Here is a 20,491-nt window from a genome sequence, read left to right as displayed (position 1 = left end):
AATTTTCAATCGCGCTGGTAAGGACTTGTTAAGGGCCGGCGTCGATAGTCGCACGTAACTTGACGGAGAAATCCCGTTCCTCGAAGTCCCCTGAGGATCTGAATTCGCTCAAGCCCCCGTTGTGACAGCAATCCAATTACTTAAGGCGTCCTCTTGGACGCCTTTTCTTTGTCTGGACCGGGTTTCGCAAGCGCAGGCTCTAATCGGCGAGCACGCGGGTCGACGGAAAGCCGACTTCAACCAAGGTTCCTTCGCCGGGTGTCGAGGTGATGGTGAAGCGGGCCCGGTTCGCCTCGACCATCGCCTTGGTCAGCGGCAGCCCGAGACCGGTGCCATCACCGCGTCCGCGCTTCAGCGCGTTGATCTGCTTGAACGGCTTCAGCGCCTGCTCGATCTCGGCCTGGCTCATGCCGATGCCGGTGTCGCGCACGCGCATGACGACATCGCCGGAGGTTTCATAGGCGGTCGAGACGATCACCTGGCCGCCGGCTTGCGTGTAGCGGATGGCGTTGGACAGGATGTTGAGGGCGATCTGGCGCACGCTGCGCAGATCGGCCACCACTTCCGGCAACCGCGACGCGAAGCTGGAGCGGATGATGACTCGTTCGCGGTTGGCCTGCGGCTGCATCATCGCCACCGTTTCGCCCAGCGTGTCGTTGAGCGACACCGCTTCGTAGTCCATCTCCTGCTGGCCGGCCTCGATTTTCGAGATGTCGAGCAGGTCGTTGACCAGGTCGAGCACATGGTTGCCCGACCGGTTGATGTCGCGCAGGTAATCGCGGTAGCGGTCATTGGCCACCGGTCCGAATTTCTCGTCCACCATCAGTTCGGAAAAGCCGATGATGGCGTTGAGCGGCGTGCGGATCTCGTGGCTGATGCGCGCCAGAAAATCGGTCTTCTGCGACGAGGCGCGTTCGGCCACCGCGCGCGCCTGGGTTAGATCCTCCTCGGCCCGCTTCCACTGCGTGATGTCGCGCACCACCGCGCAGAAGCCGCTGTCGTTGGGCAGCCTGCCGATGGTCATGAACAGCGGAATGAAGCGCCCCTGCGCCTCGCGTCCGATCACCTCGCGGCCATCGTTCATGACGCTCGCCACGCCGGGTTCGGAAAGCCCGCTGAGATAGTCGCGCGCCGCGCGCTGGCTTTCGATGGCAAACAGCGAGGCGAAGGGCTTGCCGGTCACCTCGTCGCTGTCGAAGCCGAACAGCGCTTCCGCCGGGCGGCTGATCGAGCGGATCGTGCCGTCGCGGCCGATCAGCACGACGCCGTCGGTGGCGGTGTCGATGATGGTGCGCATTTCGGCAATGCGGCTCTTGAGTTCGGAAATGTCCGGCTGTGTCTGTTCGTTGGGCGCGCTATGCAGAGCTGCCGGAGCCTCGTTGTCGCCGGTGCGGCGCACCACCAGCATCAACGCCTTGCCGCCACGCCACGGAACCGAGCGCAGAATGGCCTCGATCGGAAATTCCTGCCCGTCGCGCGTCTTCAGCCGCAGTGCGCGATCGGCTCCGTCGGCGCTGCTGTCGTCAGTGTAGGGATCGGCAAACAAGGCGCCGAGGCCACCGGCATCGCTGAGATCCTCGAGCGTGCCGTAGTCAGTCAGGCTCAGGAATTCCTCATTCGCATAATGCAGCTCGTCGCCGGAATGGATGAGCAAGGGGACGGGCAATTTGCCGAGGATCGACGTATCAGGGGCCTTGGTCTCGTCTCCAGCCGAAAACGCCGAGGGCACGAACCCTTCAAGCCTGAGCGGCGGCACTTTGAGGCGCGGCCGCTCGACGGGAGCAGTTTCCATAGTCCAAGCCGCAACGCCTGAGGCGGCATCGTCGTCGGGCTGTGCCCAATCCTCGTCATCTTCGGCGTCGCGGAAGTCGGCAGCCGTCATGCTGTCGTCGTCTTCGGCAGCGCCGGCAGTTTGCCCCGCATCGGCTGTCGCGGATGTCTCCGCCGTCGGCTGCGCGGCCGCCTGAATGGGGTCGGGACTCGCTTGCGTCACCGCCGCTTCATCCGGTTCCGAAACCGGCGCCTGGTCGCCATCTTTGGCGACTTCGTCTGTCCTATCGGCGTAGTTTAGCAGGGAACCCGAGACTGCAGGCACGATGGATTGCTCGGCAGGGCTCTCTTGAACGACCTCGTCCGGCCGCTCGCCGTCGAGCCGCGCCAGATCCTTCTCGTCTTCGGTATCGGTTTCAGGCGGCTCGGCCGCGGCGACCAAATCTTCGACGGCCGCTTCCACCGGCCTTTCGGCATCCGGCTTCTCGGCGCCTGGCTGTTCAGCCATTGGCTGCTCGACCGCGGCTGAGCTGTCTTTCCGAAGCCGCTCGCCGATCTCGCGGAACGCGCTGCGCTCCAGCGTCGACAGGCCCCTCTCACTTGCCGGCTGCTTGTCATTGGCCGGTTGCCGATGCTCGGCCAGCCGGATCACCTTGTCGGCGAAGCGGCGTTCCTGTTTCGGCACGATGGTCAGCGCCGGCACCTCGCCCTTGAACGGGTCGGCTGGCTGGGACGGCTCAGCCACGGTCTCTTCGACCGCGGGCTCCGTCGCCGCTTTTGTCTCGCTATTGGGGACCAGCGCCATACCGATGGCTTCCGGATCGACCACCGCGTCACTGGGGCGGGCAACGCCGAAACCGCGAAAGCCTTCGAAGGCGCGGCTGCGGCCGTAGACGGGCAGCGCCGCCAGATCGACCGGTATCTTCAGATCGGTGCCGGCAACCGGCCACAGCACCGAGCGCCCGGACCAGGTGTCGCGCCGTTCGAGCAGGCCGGCGATCTCGCCGGAGGCATCGAGGCCGAAGGTCGCCGCCACATCCTTGAAGCGGCGGCCGATCACGTCGGCGGCCGGCTTGCCGACGATGTCGGCGAATTCGGGCGACAGCGTGCTGAACTTGCCTTCGGCATCGGTACGCCAGACGAAGCGCAGCGGCGGCGCCGAACGGTCAATCGGCCGAGCGGAACGCTCTACCGGGGTGGTGGCCTGAGGGGCGTCCTGTTTCGCGCTTTCCGGCGCAACATCCGACGCAGCCGCAGTTTCAACAGGTTCGGATTGGTCCGGCTGCTTCGCGTCGTCCTCGCCGGTATTGAAATACCAATGATCATGCTGCGCCGGGCTGGCCACCGGGTCACTTGCCGCCGCTTGCGGTCCGGTCGATTCGGCGGGTTCCGACGATGCCGGGATCAGTTCGGCGACTTCAGGGACAGGCTCTGTTGTCACCTCCGCCGTCGCGGCCGTCGGCTCGTTGTTCTGAGCTGCTTCCGGCTGGCCAACGACATCGTCCGCCACCTCACCGGTGATGGCTTCCGCCTCGCTGACGGGCTCGGCAGGGCTTTCGTCATCAAGCTGGTCTTCGTCGATCACCACCAGAAGGTGCCGCGTATCGGTCAGCTTGGCGAAGCCGGCTGGATAGGAGGCGGCGCCGCCTGGAACCAGGCGCTTGACGATGCGGTCGTTCTCAGCGGTCACGTCCGCGACAAGCGCGGCCAGCGTCTGCGGCAGGATCCCGAGTGCCGAAAACCCATCCGAAGCGGCCTCGACGGCGCCCGAAGCATCGACAAAAGCGATGAAGTGTCCGTGTTCGGTAAAGCCGCTGATGGCGCGCGCGGCAGTCTCGGCCGCGCTGCGTGAGCCGGTCTGCGCCGCCGGCACCACCAGCATGATCGCGCTTTCGCCATCCGGCATCGTCACCGCACTGGCCAGGAACCCGACGGCGTTGCTGGTCATGCCGGTCGCCAGCCGGACCGTGATCGAACGATCGTGGCCGATCTCCGGAAAACCGCTGGTCGCCATGATCTGGCGCCGGGCAATCAGCGGCAGCCGCGCCGAGGCGCCGATGATGGCTTCGATGTCGGGATAGCCGAACACCGCAGCGCCCGGTCCATTGGCCCAGATCACCTGTTCGAGGTCGGCCGACAATATGGCGATCGCGTCGCCGGCGGCAAAGCGCTGGCGCACCGCGTCGAGCACCGCGACGTCGAGGAAAGAGTAGTTTTCGGACGGCATGTGCTTGGCGGACCCTTACAGAGCGGGCAATTTGCAGTTAACGCTTTATTAATAAAAGCCGGCGGCGCGAAGGTCCACAAGCCATAACGTGCAGCGACCGGAATCTGGACGTTTGGTTAACGCCCTGAAGAATTTTATGGTGCACTGCAACAAAGATATTGCAATGCACAAAAAAACCTATATATTGCCATCATACATGAACGAGACGGCTTTCTGTCAAAGCCGCCGGAAAAGGATGGAAAAATGTCCAGGACCAAAACTGACACGATCGAAAACGTTGAATTCCCGAGCTTTGACGCTTCCAAGGCCACCGACCAGATGCGCGCTTTCGCCGAAAAGGGCGTCGAGCAGTCGAAGGAAGCCTATGCCAAGCTGAAGACCGGCGCCGAGGAGACCCAGAAGGCTCTGGAGTCGACCTTCGAAACCGCCAAGACCGTTTCCAGCGACCTGTCGCTCAAGACCATCGCTGCTTTCCGCGCCAACGCTGAAGCCGGCTTCTCGCATCTCGAAGCCCTGATCGGCGCCAAGTCGCTGTCGGAAGTCGTCGAGCTGCAGACCGCGTTCCTGCGCAAGCGCGTCGAGGCCACCGTCGAGCAGGCCAAGGACTTGCAGGCTGTTGCCTCCAAGGCGGCCGAAGACGTGTCCAAGCCGATCAAGACCGCCTTCGAGAAGGCGCTGAAGGAAATCAAGGCCGCCTAATAATTGCGCATGGTCTGACGATGCAACAAAAGGTCGCATTTCGTCAGACAAATAGATGTGCAATTAATTTGGTCAAGTGAATACCCGGCGAGTGGAACCTCCTCCCTCTGCTCCCCGGGGTGACCAGCCAGCACCTCCTCCCGCTGGCTCGTAACAGGAAAAGGCCGGCACCTCCTCCCGCCGGCCTTTTTCTTTGCCTGTTGAAAAGCGGCTGATGAAAATCACCGCCTGTCCGCAGAACCAGCTTTGCCTTATCAAAGGCCTTGAATTAGACTCTGATAGACCGTATTGGACGCTTCGCCGAACGACAGAGCGGATCTCGGAGAATGAATTTTTCACCACGATCTGGCTCAGGCAAATGTGCCGTTGTAGCTCAGATGGTTAGAGCGCCGGATTGTGGATCCGGAGGTCGCTGGTTCGATCCCAGCCAACGGTACCACCATATCAAACAAACAGAATGTGCTCCTTGAACCCTTCCTTTCCTTCGGCTCTGCGGACCTTGGACAAGATCAGCTTGCCGGGCGAAGCCGACTCGGTTGGAATGGGAGCATGCATCCTTTACCGGGTGCGGACGTTTACGATTACCAACCGGCATAGCCGCCAGGGAAATGCAGTATGAGTGAACATGCGATCGAGTTCTTGCGTGGGTGGATCGGTGAAAAGGTCCAGTGCCAGCACTCGCCGGTAAAGATCGAGAAGCAGGCCGAGACCCTTGCCCGCGAATGCGCCGCCAAGGCGGCCGAGGTCGGCATTCCGCTGGAGGACATCCAGGAGGAGGTCGGCGATATTCAGGAACTGATCGCATCGCGGCTCGAGGAGGCGGCCGAGGCCGACCAGAGCCAAACGAATTCTGGCAGGCCTGCCGAGTGACGAGCCTGTCTCGGCGAAAGCGCCGGGCAAAGGCTGTCGAGAGTTACGCTATCCCGCCTCTCACTCCACGCCAGACTATCCGAATCTTTCCTTAAGCCATGCCTTCGGCAGCGCCGGCACAAAATTGCCGTCGCGCCCGGTCATGTCGTCAGTGGCGACCAGCGCATTGAGGATGGCTTCCTCCGTTGCCTGCACCACGGCATCGAAGAACGGGTTGATGTCGGCATCCGGAATGTAGCTGGCATTGACCATCTTGCCCGGCGCCCCCCTCGCGGCGTCGGGATTGGCGGTGCTGAAGGCCAGGAAGATATCGCCCGAGGTCGTGTAGCCATAGCCGCCCGTCAGCGCCACGCCGAGCGGCACGCGCTTGGCCAGCCGCTTCATCTGATGCGCCATGAACGGTGCATCGGTGGCAATGACCGCGATGATCGAGCTCTTTTCGGCGCGCGGCGTGTTGTCTCGGATCGCCGGTTCGACAAGCTCGGCTCCGGCCCTGATGCCACGCACGACAAGGTTTCGCCGTGCGCCGAAATTCGACTGGACGAAGCAACCGACCGTGAAACGCTCACCGTTCCATTCGACACTGCGCGAAGACGAGCCGGACCCTGCCTTGAAGCCGAAGGTGATCATGCCGGTGCCGCCGCCGACGCTGCCTTCCTCGATCGGCCCGCCTTGAGCCGCGTCGAGCGCGGAAAAGACATGCTCGAAGTCCAGATGATGGCCGTTAATGTCGTTGAGGAAGCCGTCATAGGTCTCGCCCGCCACCGGCAGCGCCCAGGCGCTGTCGAGCGATTGCGGCAGCCTCTTCTGCATCCAGCGCAAGGTTGCGTCGCGGCTGACGCCGCAGGAGTGGGTGTTGGTGATGGTGACTGGAAAATTGAACGCACCGAGCTCGTCGATCAGATGCGAGCCGGTCAGTTCGCCATCGCCATTGCCGCTGAACATGCCTGCGAACACCGGGATTACCAATTCGCTTTTCGGTCGCGGCAGGATTGCCGTCACGCCGGTGCGCACCGGACCCTTGCCGACGATGAGCGGCCCGTCGCCCAAGATCAGCGTCGTATAGCCGACGGCCACGCCTGATACATCGGTGATGGCATTGAAGGTGCCCGGCGTGCCGTCGAACGGGATGCAGAAAGCGCGGGCGCGCGGCTTGCCCGATGGCGTCTGCAGATGCGGGTCGTATCCGGTCATGCCGTCCTCTAGAAAAGCGAACCCTGACCGCCCGGCGCCTTGGCTTTGGTCGCTGGTTTGGCAGCGGGCTTCGGCCGTTCCGTGCCGCTCGTGGCAACAGCATCCGCGGTGCCGTCGGCGAACTCCAGCAAGAGTGCTGCTCCCGACACCACGTCCTCCGCTCGCTTGATCACCGCGCCGTCGGCGTCCTTGACCAGCGCAAAGCCGCGCGCCAGCACCGCCTTGTGCGATAGTGTCGCCAGCAGGCGGTCGGCCTGGGTCAGGCTTCCGCGCAAGCGGTCCAGCCGCCTCGATATCGCCTGGTCCTGCCGCCACGACAGCCCTGCCACGGCATCTGCCTGCAATTTCTGCCGCCTCGCGATCGGCGACGGCGATAGGCGTGCCGCCGTGCGTGAAAATCGCGCCCGCCCTTCGCGCACGATGCCGAAGAAGGCTGCTTGCGCCCGGGCGAGGTCGCGGCCGGTCAACGTACGGGCCTCATTGATGCGCCGCGACAAAGTGGCCGGCGTCAGCCGCTGGCCGGCAAGCTTGGCCCGCTTGCGATCGATGCTGACGCTCAGCGCCCGGCCCAGCCGGCTCGTCGCTTCGTCCAGGCGCCGACGCGGCAGCGCCAGCAACTGGTCGGGCGAGGGCAGCGCACGGGCGGCCGCGCGCACCGCCTGCCGCTTGCGTTCGAAACCGCGCGAGACGGCGGCCTTGAGCCTCGCGGCGAGACTGGCAAGTGTCGCTTCAAGGTCCGCCTTCACCGGCACGGCAATTTCGGCGGCACCTGTCGGCGTCGGCGCCCTGACATCCGCAACCAGGTCGATCAGCGTCCAGTCGGTCTCGTGGCCGACGGCGGAAATCACCGGAATGCGCGAGGCGGCGACCGCGCGGGCCAGCGCCTCGTCATTAAACCCCCAAAGGTCCTCGAGGCTGCCGCCGCCGCGCGCCACGATCAACAGATCGGGGTGCGGGATGGCGCCGTCCCAGGCCAAAGCGTTGAAGCCGTTGACGGCAGCAGTGACTTCCGCGCCGGCCGTCTCGCCTTGCACCCGCACCGGCCAGACCAGCACGTGCAGCGGAAAGCGGTCCTTGATGCGGTGGATGATGTCGCGAATGACCGAACCTGTCGGCGAGGTGACGACGCCGATGACGCGCGGCATGTACGGCAGCAACCGCTTGCGGCCGGCATCGAACAGGCCTTCGGCCTGCAGCCGCCGCTTGCGTTCTTCCAGAAGCGCCATCAGTGCCCCGGCGCCGGCGGGCTCGAGATTGTCGATGACGATCTGGTAGTTGGACTTTCCGGGGTAGGTGGTGAGCTTGCCGGTGGCAATCACCTCCATTCCCTCTTCGGGGCGGAATTTCAGCCGGCTCATCGTGCCCTTCCAGACCACGGCATCTAGCCGCGCCCGGTCGTCCTTCAGCGCGAAATAGGCATGACCGGAGGAATGCGACCCACGATAGCCTGAAATCTCGCCGCGCACCCGCACATTGCCGAAGACGTCCTCGACGGTGCGCTTCAGCGCGCCGGAAATCTCGCTCACCGTGTATTCGGCGGCATTGGTGCGTGATTCGGATGCTGCATCGCTCATGGGCCGATTGGGGGACTGTTGTCCGCCCGCGTCAAGACGGCCGCGCTTTTCGGCTCGGTTTCATAACGTGATCTTAAGCCCGATTTGATTGACTCTACGGCAAGGGAGCTAGCCCAAGACGCATGAGTGAACGCACGCACCGCAGTCCGTTGACGTCCCAGGTCACCCTGACGGTGCTGACGCTTGCCGTTTTTGCGCTGGCCATGGTCTTCGGCTTTGGCTTGTACGCCACCATCCAGGCTGACCATGTCTCCCTCGAACGGCAGAAGATCTTTTTCGCCAATGGCCTTAACGATCAGATCGCGGCCGTGGAGCGCGAGCAGGAAAGTATCGCCGTCTGGGACGATGCCGTCATCAACGCCAAGGCCGGCAACCAGCAGTGGATGGTCGAGAACATCAGCGTCTGGATGTATTCCTACTATGGCCACAACCGGGTCTATGTGCTGGATGCCGCCAACCGCCCGATCCATGCGATGCATGAAGGACAGGTGGTGGCGCTGAGCGCCTATGGCGAGGACGAACCCGCTCTGCTGCCCAGCGTCGAAAGGCTGCGCCGGCTGATCAGCCAGGCGTCGAACGAAGAGGAGGGCGGCGATCCGGTCAAACTGGTTGCCGAAGATCTGGTGTCGCTTGGCGGCAAGCCCGCCATCCTCAGCATCATGCCGCTGGTGCCGAGTTCGGACCGCGTCACGCAAGCGCCGGGCACGGAGTATCTCCATGTCTCGGTACAGTTCATCAGCGACACGGTGATCGGCAAGATCGCCGAAAAGTACCTGTTGGCCGGCGCGCACCTGCTGCCTTTGTCGCAGCCGACCGGCTCGGCCGCTATTCCGCTGGTCGATTCGCGCGGCATTATCCTGGGCTATATCGGCTGGGATCAGGAGCGTCCCGGCCTGACGCTGGTGCGCAAGGCCGGCCCGGCACTGATCGGCGGTCTGTTGCTTGCCGCCAGCGTCCTGGCATTCCTGTTGCGGCGTCTGCGCCGGGCTTCGTCGGCGCTGCAGACCAGCCAGGACCAGGCGCAGTATCTCGCTTTCCACGACACGCTGACGGGTCTTCCCAACCGGGCCCTGTTCGAGGACCGGCTGCGGCGCGCTTTGCTCACCGCCAGTCATGACACGGCCAGGGTGGCGCTGCTTTACCTCGACATCGATCGCTTCAAGCACGTCAACGATACGCTCGGTCATCCGGCCGGCGACGAACTTGTGCGCCAGACCGCGACCCGGCTGCAGCAGACGATACGCGAAGTCGACACGGTGGCGCGGCTTGGCGGTGATGAATTCGCCCTGATCCTGATCGATATCCGCGATATCAGAGCCACGGAAGATATTGCTGACAGGATTCTGCAAATATTGCAGGAGCCCTTCAAGCTGATCGACGATCAGGTCTTTGTCAGCGCCAGCATCGGCATTGCCTTGTCGGCGGGTCCCGATGCCAGCGCCGACGATCTGCTGCGCAAGGCCGACATCGCGCTCTACGAAGCCAAGAAGACCGGCCGCGGCCGGTATCAGGTCTTCGCCGGCGATATGGATGACCTCCTGCTGCGCAAGCGCAAGGTCGAGAGCGAGCTTCGCAAGGCCCTGAACGGCGGAACCGGCATCAAGCTGGCCTATCAGCCGATCTTCGCGGCGGACGGCAAGACGATGCTCGGCGCGGAAGCATTGATCCGCTGGGCGCACGAGGTCCACGGGGCATTGCCGGCGGCACAATTCATCGCCATCGCCGAAGAACGTGGCATGATCGGCCAACTTGGCGAGTGGGTGCTGCTTGAAGCTTGTCGCTTTGCCATCGGCACCGAATTGCCTTGGATGGCCGTCAATGTATCGCCGCTGCAATTGCGCGACGCCGGTTTCGCTGACCTGGTTGCGTCGATCCTTGCCGAGACCGGGCTGGCGCCGGGCCGACTGCAGCTCGAGATCACCGAAAACGTGCTCTTGGAAAACAACGATACAACCAGAATGGCCCTGGCTGCCTTGCGGCAGTCGGGCGTCGGCATCGTGCTTGATGACTTCGGCACCGGCTATTCGTCGCTGAGCTATCTGCGCCGCTACGCCATCGACAAGCTCAAGATCGATCGCTCTTTCGTCCGCCTTCTCGACGGTGAAGGCAATTCGGCGGCGATCGTCAAGGCGCTGATCGATCTCGCCCGTGCCCTCGATGTCGCGGTCACCGCCGAAGGCGTCGAGACCGAGGGGCAGATGGCGCTGCTCGTCGGCATGGGCTGTCAGCAGCTACAGGGTTATCTTCTGTCGCCACCGCTGGAGCCGGCCCAATTGCTGGGTCTTCCGGGCCTGTCGTCCGGCGCCGACGCCAGCGAGCAGGCAGCCGCTCGCGCCTAGAGCATGATCCCGAAAAGTGGAATCCGGTTTCGGAACCAAGATACGAACTGTTCTACCAGCCCGGCAGAATCTGGTTCGGCTTGGTCCGTTTCACCTTCGTGAAGGCGAGCGCGGAAAAGTCGAATGTTCCGGTCTCTTCGCCGAGCGGCACGGAAATGTTGTCGAGGCTTTCCGAAATATGGCGGGCGAGCGCGTCGACGATCTCCGGTCGTGAGGTCTGGCCGCGCATGATGCCGATGCGGCAATCGGGCAGGGCGCCGAAGCCGTCGGCTTCGCCCAGCACCCGCATGCCGGGCCGCAGCGCACATTCCGGCAGCACCGAAATTGCCAGGCCGGCCAACACGGCGGCGGTGATGACGGTTGCCGAGAAGCTGGTGAACAGGATGCGGTAGTCGCGGTTCTGCCGGTCGAGGACATCGACGGCGGCACGCCGCCAGATGCAGTTCGGCCGGCCAAAGGCCATTGGCAGGGTTTCCTGCTCATGCGTCGCGTGGTTGGCCGAAGTGACCCACAGCAGCGGCTCGCGCCGCACCACTTCCGACTGGCCGCGCGCATCATTGTGCGTCACCAGCGCCAGATCGAGATTGCCGCGCTTGATGTGCTCGACCAGCCCCGGGGTCGGTTCGCAGATGACGGTCAGTTCGACACGCGGATTGGAGCGTGCGAACCGCGCCATGATCTCGGGCAGGAAGCGGTCGGCATAGTCGTCCGGCGTGCCGATGCGGATGGTGCCTTCGAGCCGCCGGTCGTCAAAGGCGGCCAGCGTCTCCCGGTTGAGGTAGAGCAACCGTCTTGCATAGGAAAGCAGCTTGTCGCCTTCCTCGGTCAGCCTGTTGGTGCGCCCGTCCTTCTCGAACAGCGGCTTGCCGATCCGCTCCTCCAGCCGGCGCATCTGCATGGACACCGCCGACTGGGTCCGGTGCACCTCTTCGGCGGCGCGGGTGAAGCTGCCGGTGTCGGCAATCGAGATGAAGGTCTGCAACTGATCGAGATCGAGCGGTGCTTTCATCGACATGATCCATCACTAGCGTTGATGCTAAAGATTAGAAACATTCGTTGGATTAATCAATCGGGTGATGGCAAATAGGCATTGTCCACATGAAGGCATGTGAATCGAAGCCGGAACGGCCGCTGTCGCCAGCGCCGATCGTCGGGTTTTGTCCGTTCGAGTCTGAAGGAGACCGACATGACCACGTTTGATTTCGCCACCGAGACCTCGCGCATCACCTCGCGTCCGGCCGTTGCGACGCGCGTGGCCAATACGATCGCCAACGTCTATCGCGCCTGGAAAAATCGCCGCGCCTTCTATCGCCTTGGCGAGATGTCGGACGCCGAACTCGCCGACATTGGCCTGACGCGTGCCGACCTGCACGTCGCCATCGCCGTGCCGTTCGGCCGCGATCCGACGGCGAAGTTGCGCTCGATCGCGAGCGATCGCGCCGAGACGATCGAGGATTTCGCCCGCAAGGTTGCCTGATCGCGTTGGTCGGGTGCTGTTTCGGTTTGCGTTGAACCTTTTTGAGGCGTGACGCGACCAAGTGATATCGCAGGCTCCCCACTCCCTGCCGGTTCCCCGCCGGCTCGCCTGCACACTGCCCGGTCCTCTCAAGGACCGGGCTTTTCTTTTTGGAGCACCCAGCCGCTACCGCCGGTCCATGCCCTTCTTGAACTGGTCGAAGATCGATTCCATGCCCTTCTGGTACTCGTCGCGCTGCTGGGCGCCGGTCTCGAACATCTTGCCGAACAGATCGTCGAACGGGTTCTTGGGCCTGCCGCTCGGATTGGTTTGTGGCTGCGGCGCCTGATTTTGCTGGCGCGCCTGAGGCTGCGGCGCCGGTTGTCCGCCGGGCAGGGCGCCGCCGAACATGTCCTGCAGCACCTTGCCGAGCGGGTTGTCGCCATAGGGGCTTTGCGTCTGCTGCGGCCGGCCCTGCGGCTGTTGCGCGCCGCCGCCGAACATGTCCTGCAGCACCTTGCCGAGCGGATTGTCGCCATAGGGATTGGGTGCCTGCTGCGGTTGGCTTTGCGGCTGCTGCGCGCCGCCACCGAACATATCCCGCAGCACTTTGCCGAGCGGATTGTCCATCGGGCTCTGGGGCTGCTGCGGAGCCGGCGCGCCGCCGCCCGCCTGCCGCATCATCTGCTCGATGATCTCGCCGAGCGGGTTGCCACCGCCGCCGAAACCGCCTGCCGCCTGCATCTGGTTGGTGGCCTGCTTGAACAGCCCGCCCATCATCATCGAGGCCATAGCCGGCAGCATCTGCTGCAGGATCTGCTGGCTGACGCCGCTCGCTTGCGCAGCCTGGCTGGCAACGGCGCGCGACAGATCCTTCGAACCGAACAAATGCCCCAGAATGCCGTTGCCTTCGTTGATGCCTTGCGGCGAGAAGGCCCTGGTTGCATCCTCAAAATATTTGGCGTGCTGGCCGCTCGCCATCGCCGTCATGAAGGCGCCAAGTCCATAGGGATCTGCGGTGTTGCGCTGCAGCCCTTGCGAAAAGGCCGGCAGCAGCGCGGCGACCGCAGCTTGCGTCTGCTGCATCGAAAGCCCGAACTGCTGGGCAAGCGCCTGCATGCCATTGCCGTTCTGGGCCTGCGCCAGCATGTCGAACAAGGAAGGCATTGGTCTCTCCTCCGGAAAAATCCTCTTGGGAGAAACCTAGTTTGTTTCCATCACCGATTGAAGCGACTTTTGCCAAACTGCCGATCGGACGATCGCGACCGGTTAGTAGGCATACTCCATGAACACCGGCTCGATCGAGCCGCCCCAGCGCGTGTGGTAGGCCGAGAGCATCTCTTCGGCGCTGGTCGTGCCGCGGGCGATGACCTCGTCCAGCGTGTTGAGGAACGAGGTCTCGTCGTAGCCGTCGCGGTTCTTGCGGCCGCGGTTCTTCAGCCCCATGCGCGAGATGGTGAGCACGTCGCGGGCGATATCGCGCAGCGTCGTGTTGCGGAACGGCGCCGAAATGCCCTGTTCCGGAACAGTGTTGCGCATCGCCAGAACTTCCTTGTAGGTCCAGCTCGCGGTCAATGCCTCGGCGGCGTCGAGCGCGGCCTCGTCATAGAGCAGCCCGACCCAGAAGGCCGGCAGCGCGCAAATGCGCCGCCACGGCCCGCCATCGGCGCCACGCATTTCGAGGAAGCGCTTCAGCCGCACGTCGGGGAACAATGTCGACAGATGGTTCGCCCAGTCGCCCATCGTCGGCAGCCCGTCGGGCACGTCATTGCGCGCGGCACCCGCCATGAATTGGCGGAAGGTGACATGCGTCATGTCGTGATAGCGGCCGTCGCGAATGACGAAATACATCGGCACGTCGAGCGCCCATTCGACGTAGTCGGCAAAGCCGAACTCGGGCGAGAAGCAGAATTCGAGCAGGCCAGAGCGTTGGTTGTCGGTGTCGCGCCAGATGTCGCCGCGCCAGCTCTGCAAGCCGTTCGGCAGGCCCTCGGTGAAGGGCGAATTGGCAAACAGCGCCGTCGACAGCGGCTGCAGCTTCAGCGACACCTGCATCTTGCGGCGCATGTCGGCTTCGCTCTCAAAATCGAGATTCACCTGGATGGTGCAGGTGCGATACATCATGTCGAGACCCTTGCTGCCGACCTTGGGCATGTAGCGCGTCATGATCTCGTAGCGCGACTTCGGCATTTTGGGTGTCTCGGCCAGCGACCATTTCGGGCTGCCGCCGAGGCCGAGGAAACGGATGCCCATCGGTTCGGCGATCTCGCGCACCTGCGACAGATGCGCATTGCCCTCGCGGCAGGTCTGGTGGATCGTTTCCAGCGGCGCGCCGGAGAGTTCGAACTGGCCGCCGGGCTCAAGCGAGATCGCACCCTGGCCGGTCGGCTCGACCAGGCCGATGATGCGGCCGTCATCGATGATCGGATCCCAGCCGAGTCTTTGCTGCATACCTTCGAGAATGGCGCGGATGCCGCGCTCGCCGCCATAGGGCACCGGCGCGTTGCCGTCGACATAGAACGGGAATTTCTCGTGCTCGGTGCCGATACGCCATTTGTCGCGCGGCTTGTTGCCTTCGGCCAGATGCTCGATGAGCTCGTCGATGCCTTCAATGGGCCGGAAATCGGTTGTATCGCGCGCCATGAAAGGCCCCTCCGGAAGCGGCGGAACAACCGCCGGCGCTAAATGGACGAAATGTCAGCAGCCGATCAAGCGAAAAATCCTGAGCCAGAGGTCAAGTGGAATTGATCACCAATCTCCAACCGTCGCCTGCATCACTGCAAGTGCCGCCACCGCCGCCGTGTCGGCGCGCAGGATGCGCGGCCCGAGCGGAATGGCGGTGACGAAGGGCAGCGCCCGCAGGGTCTTGCGCTCGTCGTCGGAAAAGCCGCCCTCCGGCCCGACCAGCAGTCCGAATTTCCGTTCCCTTAGCCCTTGCAGAGCGGGCAGGGGATTGTTGGTCGCGGCGTCCTCGTCGCAGAAGATCAGCCGCCGCTCTTTGTCCCAGTTACCGAGCAGGCGTTCGAATTTCTCCGCTTCGCGAACCTCCGGCACCGCCAGTATGCCGCATTGTTCGGCCGCCTCGACGACATTGGCGCGCAGGCGATCGATGCCGGGTTTTGCCACTTGCGTGTGCTGGGTGATGACCGGCTGCAGGATGCCGGCGCCCATTTCGACCGCCTTCTGCATGAGATAATCGAGCCGCCCCTGCTTCAGCGGCGCAAAGCAATAGACGAGATCCGGCAGCGGCGGCTGCGGCCGTTGCAGCGTCAGCAGCTTCAGCCGCACCGCCTTCTTGGTCTTCGCGGCGATGACCGCCGACCACTCGCCGTCGCGGCCGTTGAACACCAGGATTTCGGCACCTTCGCCGAGCCGCAGCACATGCATAAGATAGTGGCTCTGCTGCTGGCCGGCATCGAACTCGATGTCTGGCCCGAGATCGTCCGGCACGAACAGTCGCTGCATCTTGTAATTGGCGCGCATCGCCGACGAATGGGCGAGCTAGGCGCCGGCGTCAAGCCTTGGCTGTCGGGGACCATACGGGTCGGTAGCCTTGCCGCAGCACGGCGACTGTGGTCGCTGGCGTGAGCAGGTGGAGCGCAGGCCCGTCAAGGCCACCGAACCCTGCCGGATCGCCATAGCCTGCAAACGACCAGCGCAGCGCTTTACCGTCGCGCAAGGCATAGGCGCTGCCGCCATCGGCAACCATCGTCCCATCCGGCAGTCCGGCAAGCTCTTTCGCGGCCACGATCGGCGGTTGCCCGCCCGACGCCATCCGCTCCTTGTGCAGCCGCTTGTCGACCTGCGGCGCTCGCGGTTCGGCGATGCCGAAAGCGTCGCCGAAGCGGCCGACGAAATCCTTGGCCCGCTCGCGCTGGCAGAAGAAGCAGGGTCGATGCCCGGCGGCGAGCGCCGTCACCTCGTCGAGAAAAAACAGCTCGGTCCAGCCGGCTTTGCCGCCCGTCCGGTTGCGGCCCATCGGCTCGCGCCGCACATTGCGGAATTCGCATACGCAGATGATCCAGGCCGGCAAGGCCCAGCGCTTCTTCAACAGCGTCTTTGTCTCGGGGTCATGGATGATGCCGCGATTGCCGGTGAACAGGCCACGTTCGGGTACAGCGTGGATGGCGCCGAACGGATCGACCCGGTTCTGCAGTGGCATAGCTTTCTCCTGGAATGCGCATCTTGGCTGCAAGGCTGGCGTCATGATATCGCTCGCTGCATCATTTTCATGTCAGCAGGTTTTCGATGCGGGTCTTGGTCGTCCAGAACTTCGACAATGAGGGTCTTGGCCAGATTGGTGCGGCACTGGTCGAGGCGGGCGCCGACATCGACCTGCGCCGTCCCTATAAGGGCGACACACTACCGCAGGACAGCGACGCGCATGACGCCATGGTGGTGCTCGGCGGCGCCCAGAACGCTCTGGACGACGAGTTGTGTCCGTATTTTCCTGGGCTGCTCGACCTGACGCGCGATTTCGCCGGCAAGGATCGCTCGGTGCTCGGCATCTGCCTCGGCAGCCAGCTGCTGGCCCGCGCCTTTGGCGGCGAGAACCAGATCGGCGGCGCCACCGAATTCGGCTGGCACCAGGTTTCGCTGACGCCGGCGGCAAAGACCGATCCGGTGCTTTCTGCGCTCCCTGAAAACTTCCCCATTTTCGAATGGCACGACGACACTTTTGTGCTGCCTGAAAATGCGGTGCGGCTGGCCGGCAGTGCCATCGCCGAGAACCAGGCGTTCCGCATCGGCCGCGCCATCTACGGCTTCCAGTTTCATTTCGAGGCAGACAGCCCGATGGTGCAGGACTGGAGCACGTCCTTTGCACCGCTCATTGCCGAGCGCCATCCCGACTGGAACGACCGGCTCGATGGCGAAATCGCCCGCAATGGACCGGATGCCGATGCCGCCGGCCTCGCCATCGCTCGCGCCTGGGTAGCAACGATCTGACGGCTCGCCACCCGGACAAATCCTGACTTTCGGGGTTGCGTGGCATTTTTGGCACGCGGCGGTAAATCCGCCGGGGAAAACGCATTTCATCCTTGGATTGTGCTCGCCCGCTGCCCTAGAAGGCACGCGCTCTGCATCGGCAATGCAACCGCGATGAACCTTTTATGTGACCCGCGCGACACACCGTCGATACAGAATCTGCCTACAAGCCTGAAATCTTCGAAACTTTGAGACGAATTCTCCGTTTCAACCCATTGGTAACCGCCTCGTGCACAGATGCAGAAAGCTCAACAAGAGATGACCTCCGTGAAAGCAGCGCTTCTGTCCTTTGTCATGCTGTCTGCCATCGTGCTGTGCGGCCTCGGCATCTATACCGCCGATGCAGCCAACAACCACCAGGCCGTCGACGGCTACGGCGTCACCGCCTCTCTCCGCTAGACCCTTCGCCCGACACTGTCAGGATACGTTTCTCCGCGCCGTCCACGACGAGCGCGGTGAGGTTTCCCGACTGCCAGGCGAGCGTGTCGACATTGACGCGATTGGCCATCACTTCGGCCTCCGGCACAGGTGTGTGGCCATGCACCACGATCTTCGGATAGAGGCCGGGATGGTTATGGAAGACATCACGGATCCAGATCAGGTCCTGCGGGTTCTGCTGATCCAACGGGATGCCCGGCCTGATGCCGGCATGGCAGAAGAAGAAATCTGCGAAAACCAGGGAAAATGGCAGCGAGCGCAGAAAGTCGACATGGCTCTGCGGCACCGCCTCGACCAGCGCCGTGTGTCCTCGCGTCACTGTCTCCGCCTTACCGAACCAACTGGCGTCGGCGGTCAATGATACGCCATAGGACAATGCCGTTTGGACGCCGCCATAGCGCATGAAAAGCCCGTCTGGATCCGGGGTTTCCAGAAAATCGAGAAAGCCGACGTCGTGATTGCCGGCCAGCATCAAGTGCCGCGGATCGCGTTTCTGCGCATCGATCAGGAAATCGATGACGCCTTTGGTATCAGGCCCGCGGTCGACATAGTCACCGAGATGGATGACGCGCCAATCGCGAGCCGGCTTCCATTCCAGCTCGCTCTCGATGCGCCTGTGCATGGCGGCCAGCAGGTCGAGCCGGCCGTGCACATCGCCGATCGCGTAGAGCCGGACGCCTTCCGGTCCGCGCGCGTCGAGAAAATGGATGCCGGGCTCCGTCAAGGCCTGCGTCTTCTCCGTGGCCGGACCGCAACCGGGCCTAGCGGCGAAGCTGATCCTTGCCCATGTCGGTCACCAGACGTTTTCCGCACAACGCCAGTGTGATGTCCATCTCCTTGCGGATGATTTCCAGCGCCTTGGTAACTCCTTCCTTGCCGAGCGCACCAAGGCCGTAAAGGAAAGGCCGGCCGATATAGGTGCCCTTGGCGCCGAGGCACAGCGCCTTCAGCACATCCTGGCCCGAGCGGATGCCGCCATCCATATGCACTTCGATTGTGTCGCCCACCGCATCGGCGATCTCCTCCAGCGCCATGATCGAAGATGATGCGCCGTCGAGCTGGCGCCCGCCATGGTTGGAAACGATGATTGCGTCGGCGCCGGTCTTGGCCGCCATCAGCGCGTCTTCCTTGTCGAGAATGCCCTTCAGGATCAGCTTGCCGCCCCAGCGTTCCTTGATCCAGGCAACGTCTTTCCACGACAGTTGCGGATCGAACTGCTCCGTCGTCCAGGACGCCAGCGAAGAGACATCGCCGACACCCTTGGCGTGGCCGACGATGTTGCGGAAGGTGCGGCGCTTGGTGCCGGCTAGACCCAGGCACCAGCGCGGCTTGCTGGCCAGGTCGATGATGTTGGCCAGCGTCATCTTGGGGGGCGCCGAAAGCCCGTTGCGGACATCCTTATGCCGTTGGCCGAGGATCTGCAGGTCGAGCGTCAGCACCAGCGCCGAGCACTTTGCTGCCTTCGCCCTGTCGATAAGGTTGAGCACGAAATCCTTGTCGCGCAGTACATAGAGCTGGAACCAGAATGGCTTCTTCGTCACCGAGGCGACATCCTCGATCGAACAGATGCTCATCGTCGACAGGGTGAACGGCACGCCGAATTCCTCGGCCGCCTGCGCCGCCAGCATCTCGCCGTCGGCATGCTGCATGCCGGTCAGGCCCGTCGGCGCCAGCGCCACCGGCATCGACACCTTTTGGCCGATCATGGTCGATTCCAGCGAGCGGTTGCTCATATCGACCAGCACGCGCTGGCGGAACTTGATCTTCTGGAAGTCTTCCTCGTTGGCGCGGTAGGTGCTCTCGGTCCATGCGCCTGAATCGGCATAGTCGAAGAACATCTTCGGCACCCGGCGGCGCGCCAGATCCTTGAGGTCGGCAATGGTGAGGATGTCGCTCATGGTCTTTCTCGCTGGTTCTTCGCTAATAGGTCGTTGTTGACTGTTGTGTCCGATGCTCACGAGCGTTTCCTCGCCGGTTCGCTGTCGCCGGCATCCGAGCGCTGCCTGAGCCGCAGCCGCGACACGCGCTGCCAGTCGCCACTGCGCTCGGCCTCGGCCATTGACCGTTCAACATAAGAGATGTGGTCCATTGCGGCTTGCCGTGCGGCAGCGGGATCGCCGGCCTTCACCGCAGAATAGATCGCCCGGTGCTGTGCCAGCAGCGCCTCGCGCGCGCCGGGTACGGTGAACGCCAGCAGCCTGTTCCGGAACACGCCCTCCGACAGCAGCCGGTAGCAGGAGCGCAGCGTGTGCAGGAGAATGATGTTGTGCGCGCATTCGCAGATCGCGTGATGGAACTCGACGTCGATTTCCGCCTCGTCGTCGAAGTCGCCGGTCCGGTGCGCCTCGTCCATGCGTGCCATGATGCGGTCGAGCAGCGCCAGATCGTCCGGTGTGGCGCGCCGCGCCGCATATTCGGACGCTATCGCCTCGATCTCGCGGCGGTATTCCAGATAGTCGGTTACCGCCTTGCTGTGCATCGAGATCAGGTCCGTCACCGGCTTGGTGAACAGCTGGCCGATGACGTCGGCGACATGGGTGCCGCCGCCGGGCCGCGTCGTCAAAAGGCCGCGCCCTTCCAGCGCCTTCAGCGCGTCGCGCAGGATCGGCCGCGACACCTCGAACTGGCGCGCCAGCTCGCGCTCGCCGGGCAACCGATCACCGGTGCGCAAGACGCCTTCGAGGATCAGGCTCTCGATCTGCTGCACCACCTCGTCGGCGGTGCGGGAATGCTCGATCCTGGAGAAAATGTCGCTCAAAGGGGGCGCCTGGGATTTGAACCGGTGTCGCGCAGGATAAAGCCAGTGTCGCCAACTGGTCAAATTATTTATCCAATTCATCCGATGTGGTCGGCTTCGCCGCCGCCGCCCTATATCGTGTTCGGCTAAACTTGCAGTTTGCGTCTCCTGGCGATTGCCTCTAGAGGGACGCCATTGCAC

17 protein-coding genes and 1 tRNA gene are annotated in these 20,491 nt (G+C 63.5%); 7 read left to right on the top strand and 11 right to left on the bottom strand.

The features are described from left to right. Positions 1–199: 199 nt before the first annotated feature. Complete coding sequence (locus AC1D0N_RS26150) at positions 200–3,997, bottom strand: PAS domain S-box protein (RefSeq protein ID WP_477248863.1); 3,798 nt, start codon at positions 3,995–3,997, stop codon at positions 200–202. Between the two features lie 243 nt (positions 3,998–4,240). On the opposite strand from AC1D0N_RS26150, the gene AC1D0N_RS26145 reads away from it, so the two are divergent. From AC1D0N_RS26145 to AC1D0N_RS26135, 3 genes are all read left to right on the top strand, one after another. Beyond that, complete coding sequence (locus AC1D0N_RS26145) at positions 4,241–4,696, top strand: phasin (protein ID WP_477248862.1); 456 nt, start codon at positions 4,241–4,243, stop codon at positions 4,694–4,696. 362 nt (positions 4,697–5,058) lie between these two features. Continuing rightward, positions 5,059–5,135: transfer RNA gene (locus tag AC1D0N_RS26140), tRNA-His, on the top strand. Positions 5,136–5,311: 176 nt separating this feature from the next. Then, positions 5,312–5,566 (top strand): hypothetical protein, encoded by a 255-nt coding sequence (locus AC1D0N_RS26135; RefSeq protein WP_477248861.1) that lies wholly within the window; start codon positions 5,312–5,314, stop codon positions 5,564–5,566. Positions 5,567–5,641: 75 nt separating this feature from the next. Here the strand turns inward: AC1D0N_RS26135 and AC1D0N_RS26130 are convergent, their stop codons facing one another. Together AC1D0N_RS26130 and xseA are read right to left on the bottom strand one after the other, a co-directional pair. Continuing rightward, positions 5,642–6,760: a DmpA family aminopeptidase gene (locus AC1D0N_RS26130; protein WP_477248860.1), complete on the bottom strand. Its 1,119-nt coding sequence runs from the start codon at positions 6,758–6,760 to the stop codon at positions 5,642–5,644. An 8-nt stretch (positions 6,761–6,768) separates the two neighbouring features. Continuing rightward, entirely contained in the window at positions 6,769–8,334 is a 1,566-nt protein-coding gene (xseA, locus tag AC1D0N_RS26125) for an exodeoxyribonuclease VII large subunit (protein WP_477248859.1), read from the bottom strand. Positions 8,335–8,456: 122 nt separating this feature from the next. On the opposite strand from xseA, the gene AC1D0N_RS26120 reads away from it, so the two are divergent. Next, complete coding sequence (locus AC1D0N_RS26120; RefSeq protein ID WP_477248858.1) at positions 8,457–10,673, top strand: bifunctional diguanylate cyclase/phosphodiesterase; 2,217 nt, start codon at positions 8,457–8,459, stop codon at positions 10,671–10,673. Positions 10,674–10,725: 52 nt separating this feature from the next. Here AC1D0N_RS26120 and AC1D0N_RS26115 read toward each other — a convergent pair whose 3' ends face one another. Further along, positions 10,726–11,682, bottom strand: coding sequence for a LysR substrate-binding domain-containing protein (locus AC1D0N_RS26115; protein ID WP_477248857.1), 957 nt, complete (start codon positions 11,680–11,682; stop codon positions 10,726–10,728). A gap of 177 nt (positions 11,683–11,859) precedes the next feature. Between AC1D0N_RS26115 and AC1D0N_RS26110 the strand changes: the two genes are divergently transcribed. After that, positions 11,860–12,150: a DUF1127 domain-containing protein gene (locus AC1D0N_RS26110; RefSeq protein WP_477248856.1), complete on the top strand. Its 291-nt coding sequence runs from the start codon at positions 11,860–11,862 to the stop codon at positions 12,148–12,150. A gap of 165 nt (positions 12,151–12,315) precedes the next feature. On the opposite strand, the gene AC1D0N_RS26105 is transcribed toward AC1D0N_RS26110, so the two are convergent. The 4 genes from AC1D0N_RS26105 to AC1D0N_RS26090 form a co-directional block, all read right to left on the bottom strand. Beyond that, the gene (locus AC1D0N_RS26105; RefSeq protein ID WP_477248855.1) at positions 12,316–13,296 is read right to left on the bottom strand and encodes a DUF937 domain-containing protein; all 981 of its coding nucleotides are present in this window, start codon (positions 13,294–13,296) and stop codon (positions 12,316–12,318) included. Between the two features lie 102 nt (positions 13,297–13,398). Further along, complete coding sequence (locus tag AC1D0N_RS26100; protein ID WP_477248854.1) at positions 13,399–14,772, bottom strand: glutamate--cysteine ligase; 1,374 nt, start codon at positions 14,770–14,772, stop codon at positions 13,399–13,401. A 105-nt stretch (positions 14,773–14,877) separates the two neighbouring features. Continuing rightward, on the bottom strand, positions 14,878–15,612 hold the full coding sequence (locus AC1D0N_RS26095; protein ID WP_477248853.1) for a 16S rRNA (uracil(1498)-N(3))-methyltransferase: 735 nt from the start codon (positions 15,610–15,612) through the stop codon (positions 14,878–14,880). Positions 15,613–15,643: 31 nt separating this feature from the next. Then, complete coding sequence (locus tag AC1D0N_RS26090; protein WP_477248852.1) at positions 15,644–16,291, bottom strand: hypothetical protein; 648 nt, start codon at positions 16,289–16,291, stop codon at positions 15,644–15,646. 86 nt (positions 16,292–16,377) lie between these two features. On the opposite strand from AC1D0N_RS26090, the gene AC1D0N_RS26085 reads away from it, so the two are divergent. Then, positions 16,378–17,076, top strand: coding sequence for a type 1 glutamine amidotransferase (locus AC1D0N_RS26085; RefSeq protein ID WP_477248851.1), 699 nt, complete (start codon positions 16,378–16,380; stop codon positions 17,074–17,076). Positions 17,077–17,382: 306 nt separating this feature from the next. Continuing rightward, the gene (locus AC1D0N_RS26080) at positions 17,383–17,514 is read left to right on the top strand and encodes a hypothetical protein (protein WP_477248934.1); all 132 of its coding nucleotides are present in this window, start codon (positions 17,383–17,385) and stop codon (positions 17,512–17,514) included. Here AC1D0N_RS26080 and AC1D0N_RS26075 read toward each other — a convergent pair. From AC1D0N_RS26075 to AC1D0N_RS26065, 3 genes are read right to left on the bottom strand one after another with little or no spacing between them, the layout of a single operon-like run. Then, on the bottom strand, positions 17,495–18,277 hold the full coding sequence (locus AC1D0N_RS26075) for a metallophosphoesterase (RefSeq protein WP_477248850.1): 783 nt from the start codon (positions 18,275–18,277) through the stop codon (positions 17,495–17,497). The genes AC1D0N_RS26080 and AC1D0N_RS26075 overlap by 20 nt on opposite strands. A 37-nt stretch (positions 18,278–18,314) precedes the next feature. Further along, positions 18,315–19,451 (bottom strand): alpha-hydroxy acid oxidase, encoded by a 1,137-nt coding sequence (locus AC1D0N_RS26070; RefSeq protein WP_477248849.1) that lies wholly within the window; start codon positions 19,449–19,451, stop codon positions 18,315–18,317. A gap of 56 nt (positions 19,452–19,507) precedes the next feature. Beyond that, complete coding sequence (locus AC1D0N_RS26065; protein WP_477248848.1) at positions 19,508–20,311, bottom strand: FadR/GntR family transcriptional regulator; 804 nt, start codon at positions 20,309–20,311, stop codon at positions 19,508–19,510. Positions 20,312–20,491: the final 180 nt, after the last annotated feature.

It is taken from the genome of Mesorhizobium sp. P2_E10, from assembly GCF_056404235.1.
This window is presented reverse-complemented; position numbering and strand designations above follow the sequence as displayed.

Excerpts from the sequence above, each read along its gene's own strand:
- xseA (WP_477248859.1), bottom strand. The coding sequence starts at position 8,334 with ATGAGCGATGCAGCATCCGAATCACGCACCAATGCCGCCGAATACACG.
- AC1D0N_RS26120 (WP_477248858.1), top strand. The coding sequence starts at position 8,457 with ATGAGTGAACGCACGCACCGCAGTCCGTTGACGTCCCAGGTCACCCTG.
- AC1D0N_RS26100 (WP_477248854.1), bottom strand. The coding sequence starts at position 14,772 with ATGGCGCGCGATACAACCGATTTCCGGCCCATTGAAGGCATCGACGAG.
- AC1D0N_RS26110 (WP_477248856.1), top strand. The coding sequence starts at position 11,860 with ATGACCACGTTTGATTTCGCCACCGAGACCTCGCGCATCACCTCGCGT.
- AC1D0N_RS26145 (WP_477248862.1), top strand. The coding sequence starts at position 4,241 with ATGTCCAGGACCAAAACTGACACGATCGAAAACGTTGAATTCCCGAGC.
- AC1D0N_RS26115 (WP_477248857.1), bottom strand. The coding sequence starts at position 11,682 with ATGAAAGCACCGCTCGATCTCGATCAGTTGCAGACCTTCATCTCGATT.
- AC1D0N_RS26105 (WP_477248855.1), bottom strand. The coding sequence starts at position 13,296 with ATGCCTTCCTTGTTCGACATGCTGGCGCAGGCCCAGAACGGCAATGGC.
- AC1D0N_RS26095 (WP_477248853.1), bottom strand. The coding sequence starts at position 15,612 with ATGCGCGCCAATTACAAGATGCAGCGACTGTTCGTGCCGGACGATCTC.
- AC1D0N_RS26085 (WP_477248851.1), top strand. The coding sequence starts at position 16,378 with ATGCGGGTCTTGGTCGTCCAGAACTTCGACAATGAGGGTCTTGGCCAG.
- AC1D0N_RS26070 (WP_477248849.1), bottom strand. The coding sequence starts at position 19,451 with ATGAGCGACATCCTCACCATTGCCGACCTCAAGGATCTGGCGCGCCGC.
- AC1D0N_RS26150 (WP_477248863.1), bottom strand. The coding sequence starts at position 3,997 with ATGCCGTCCGAAAACTACTCTTTCCTCGACGTCGCGGTGCTCGACGCG.
- AC1D0N_RS26130 (WP_477248860.1), bottom strand. The coding sequence starts at position 6,760 with ATGACCGGATACGACCCGCATCTGCAGACGCCATCGGGCAAGCCGCGC.
- AC1D0N_RS26090 (WP_477248852.1), bottom strand. The coding sequence starts at position 16,291 with ATGCCACTGCAGAACCGGGTCGATCCGTTCGGCGCCATCCACGCTGTA.
- AC1D0N_RS26135 (WP_477248861.1), top strand. The coding sequence starts at position 5,312 with ATGAGTGAACATGCGATCGAGTTCTTGCGTGGGTGGATCGGTGAAAAG.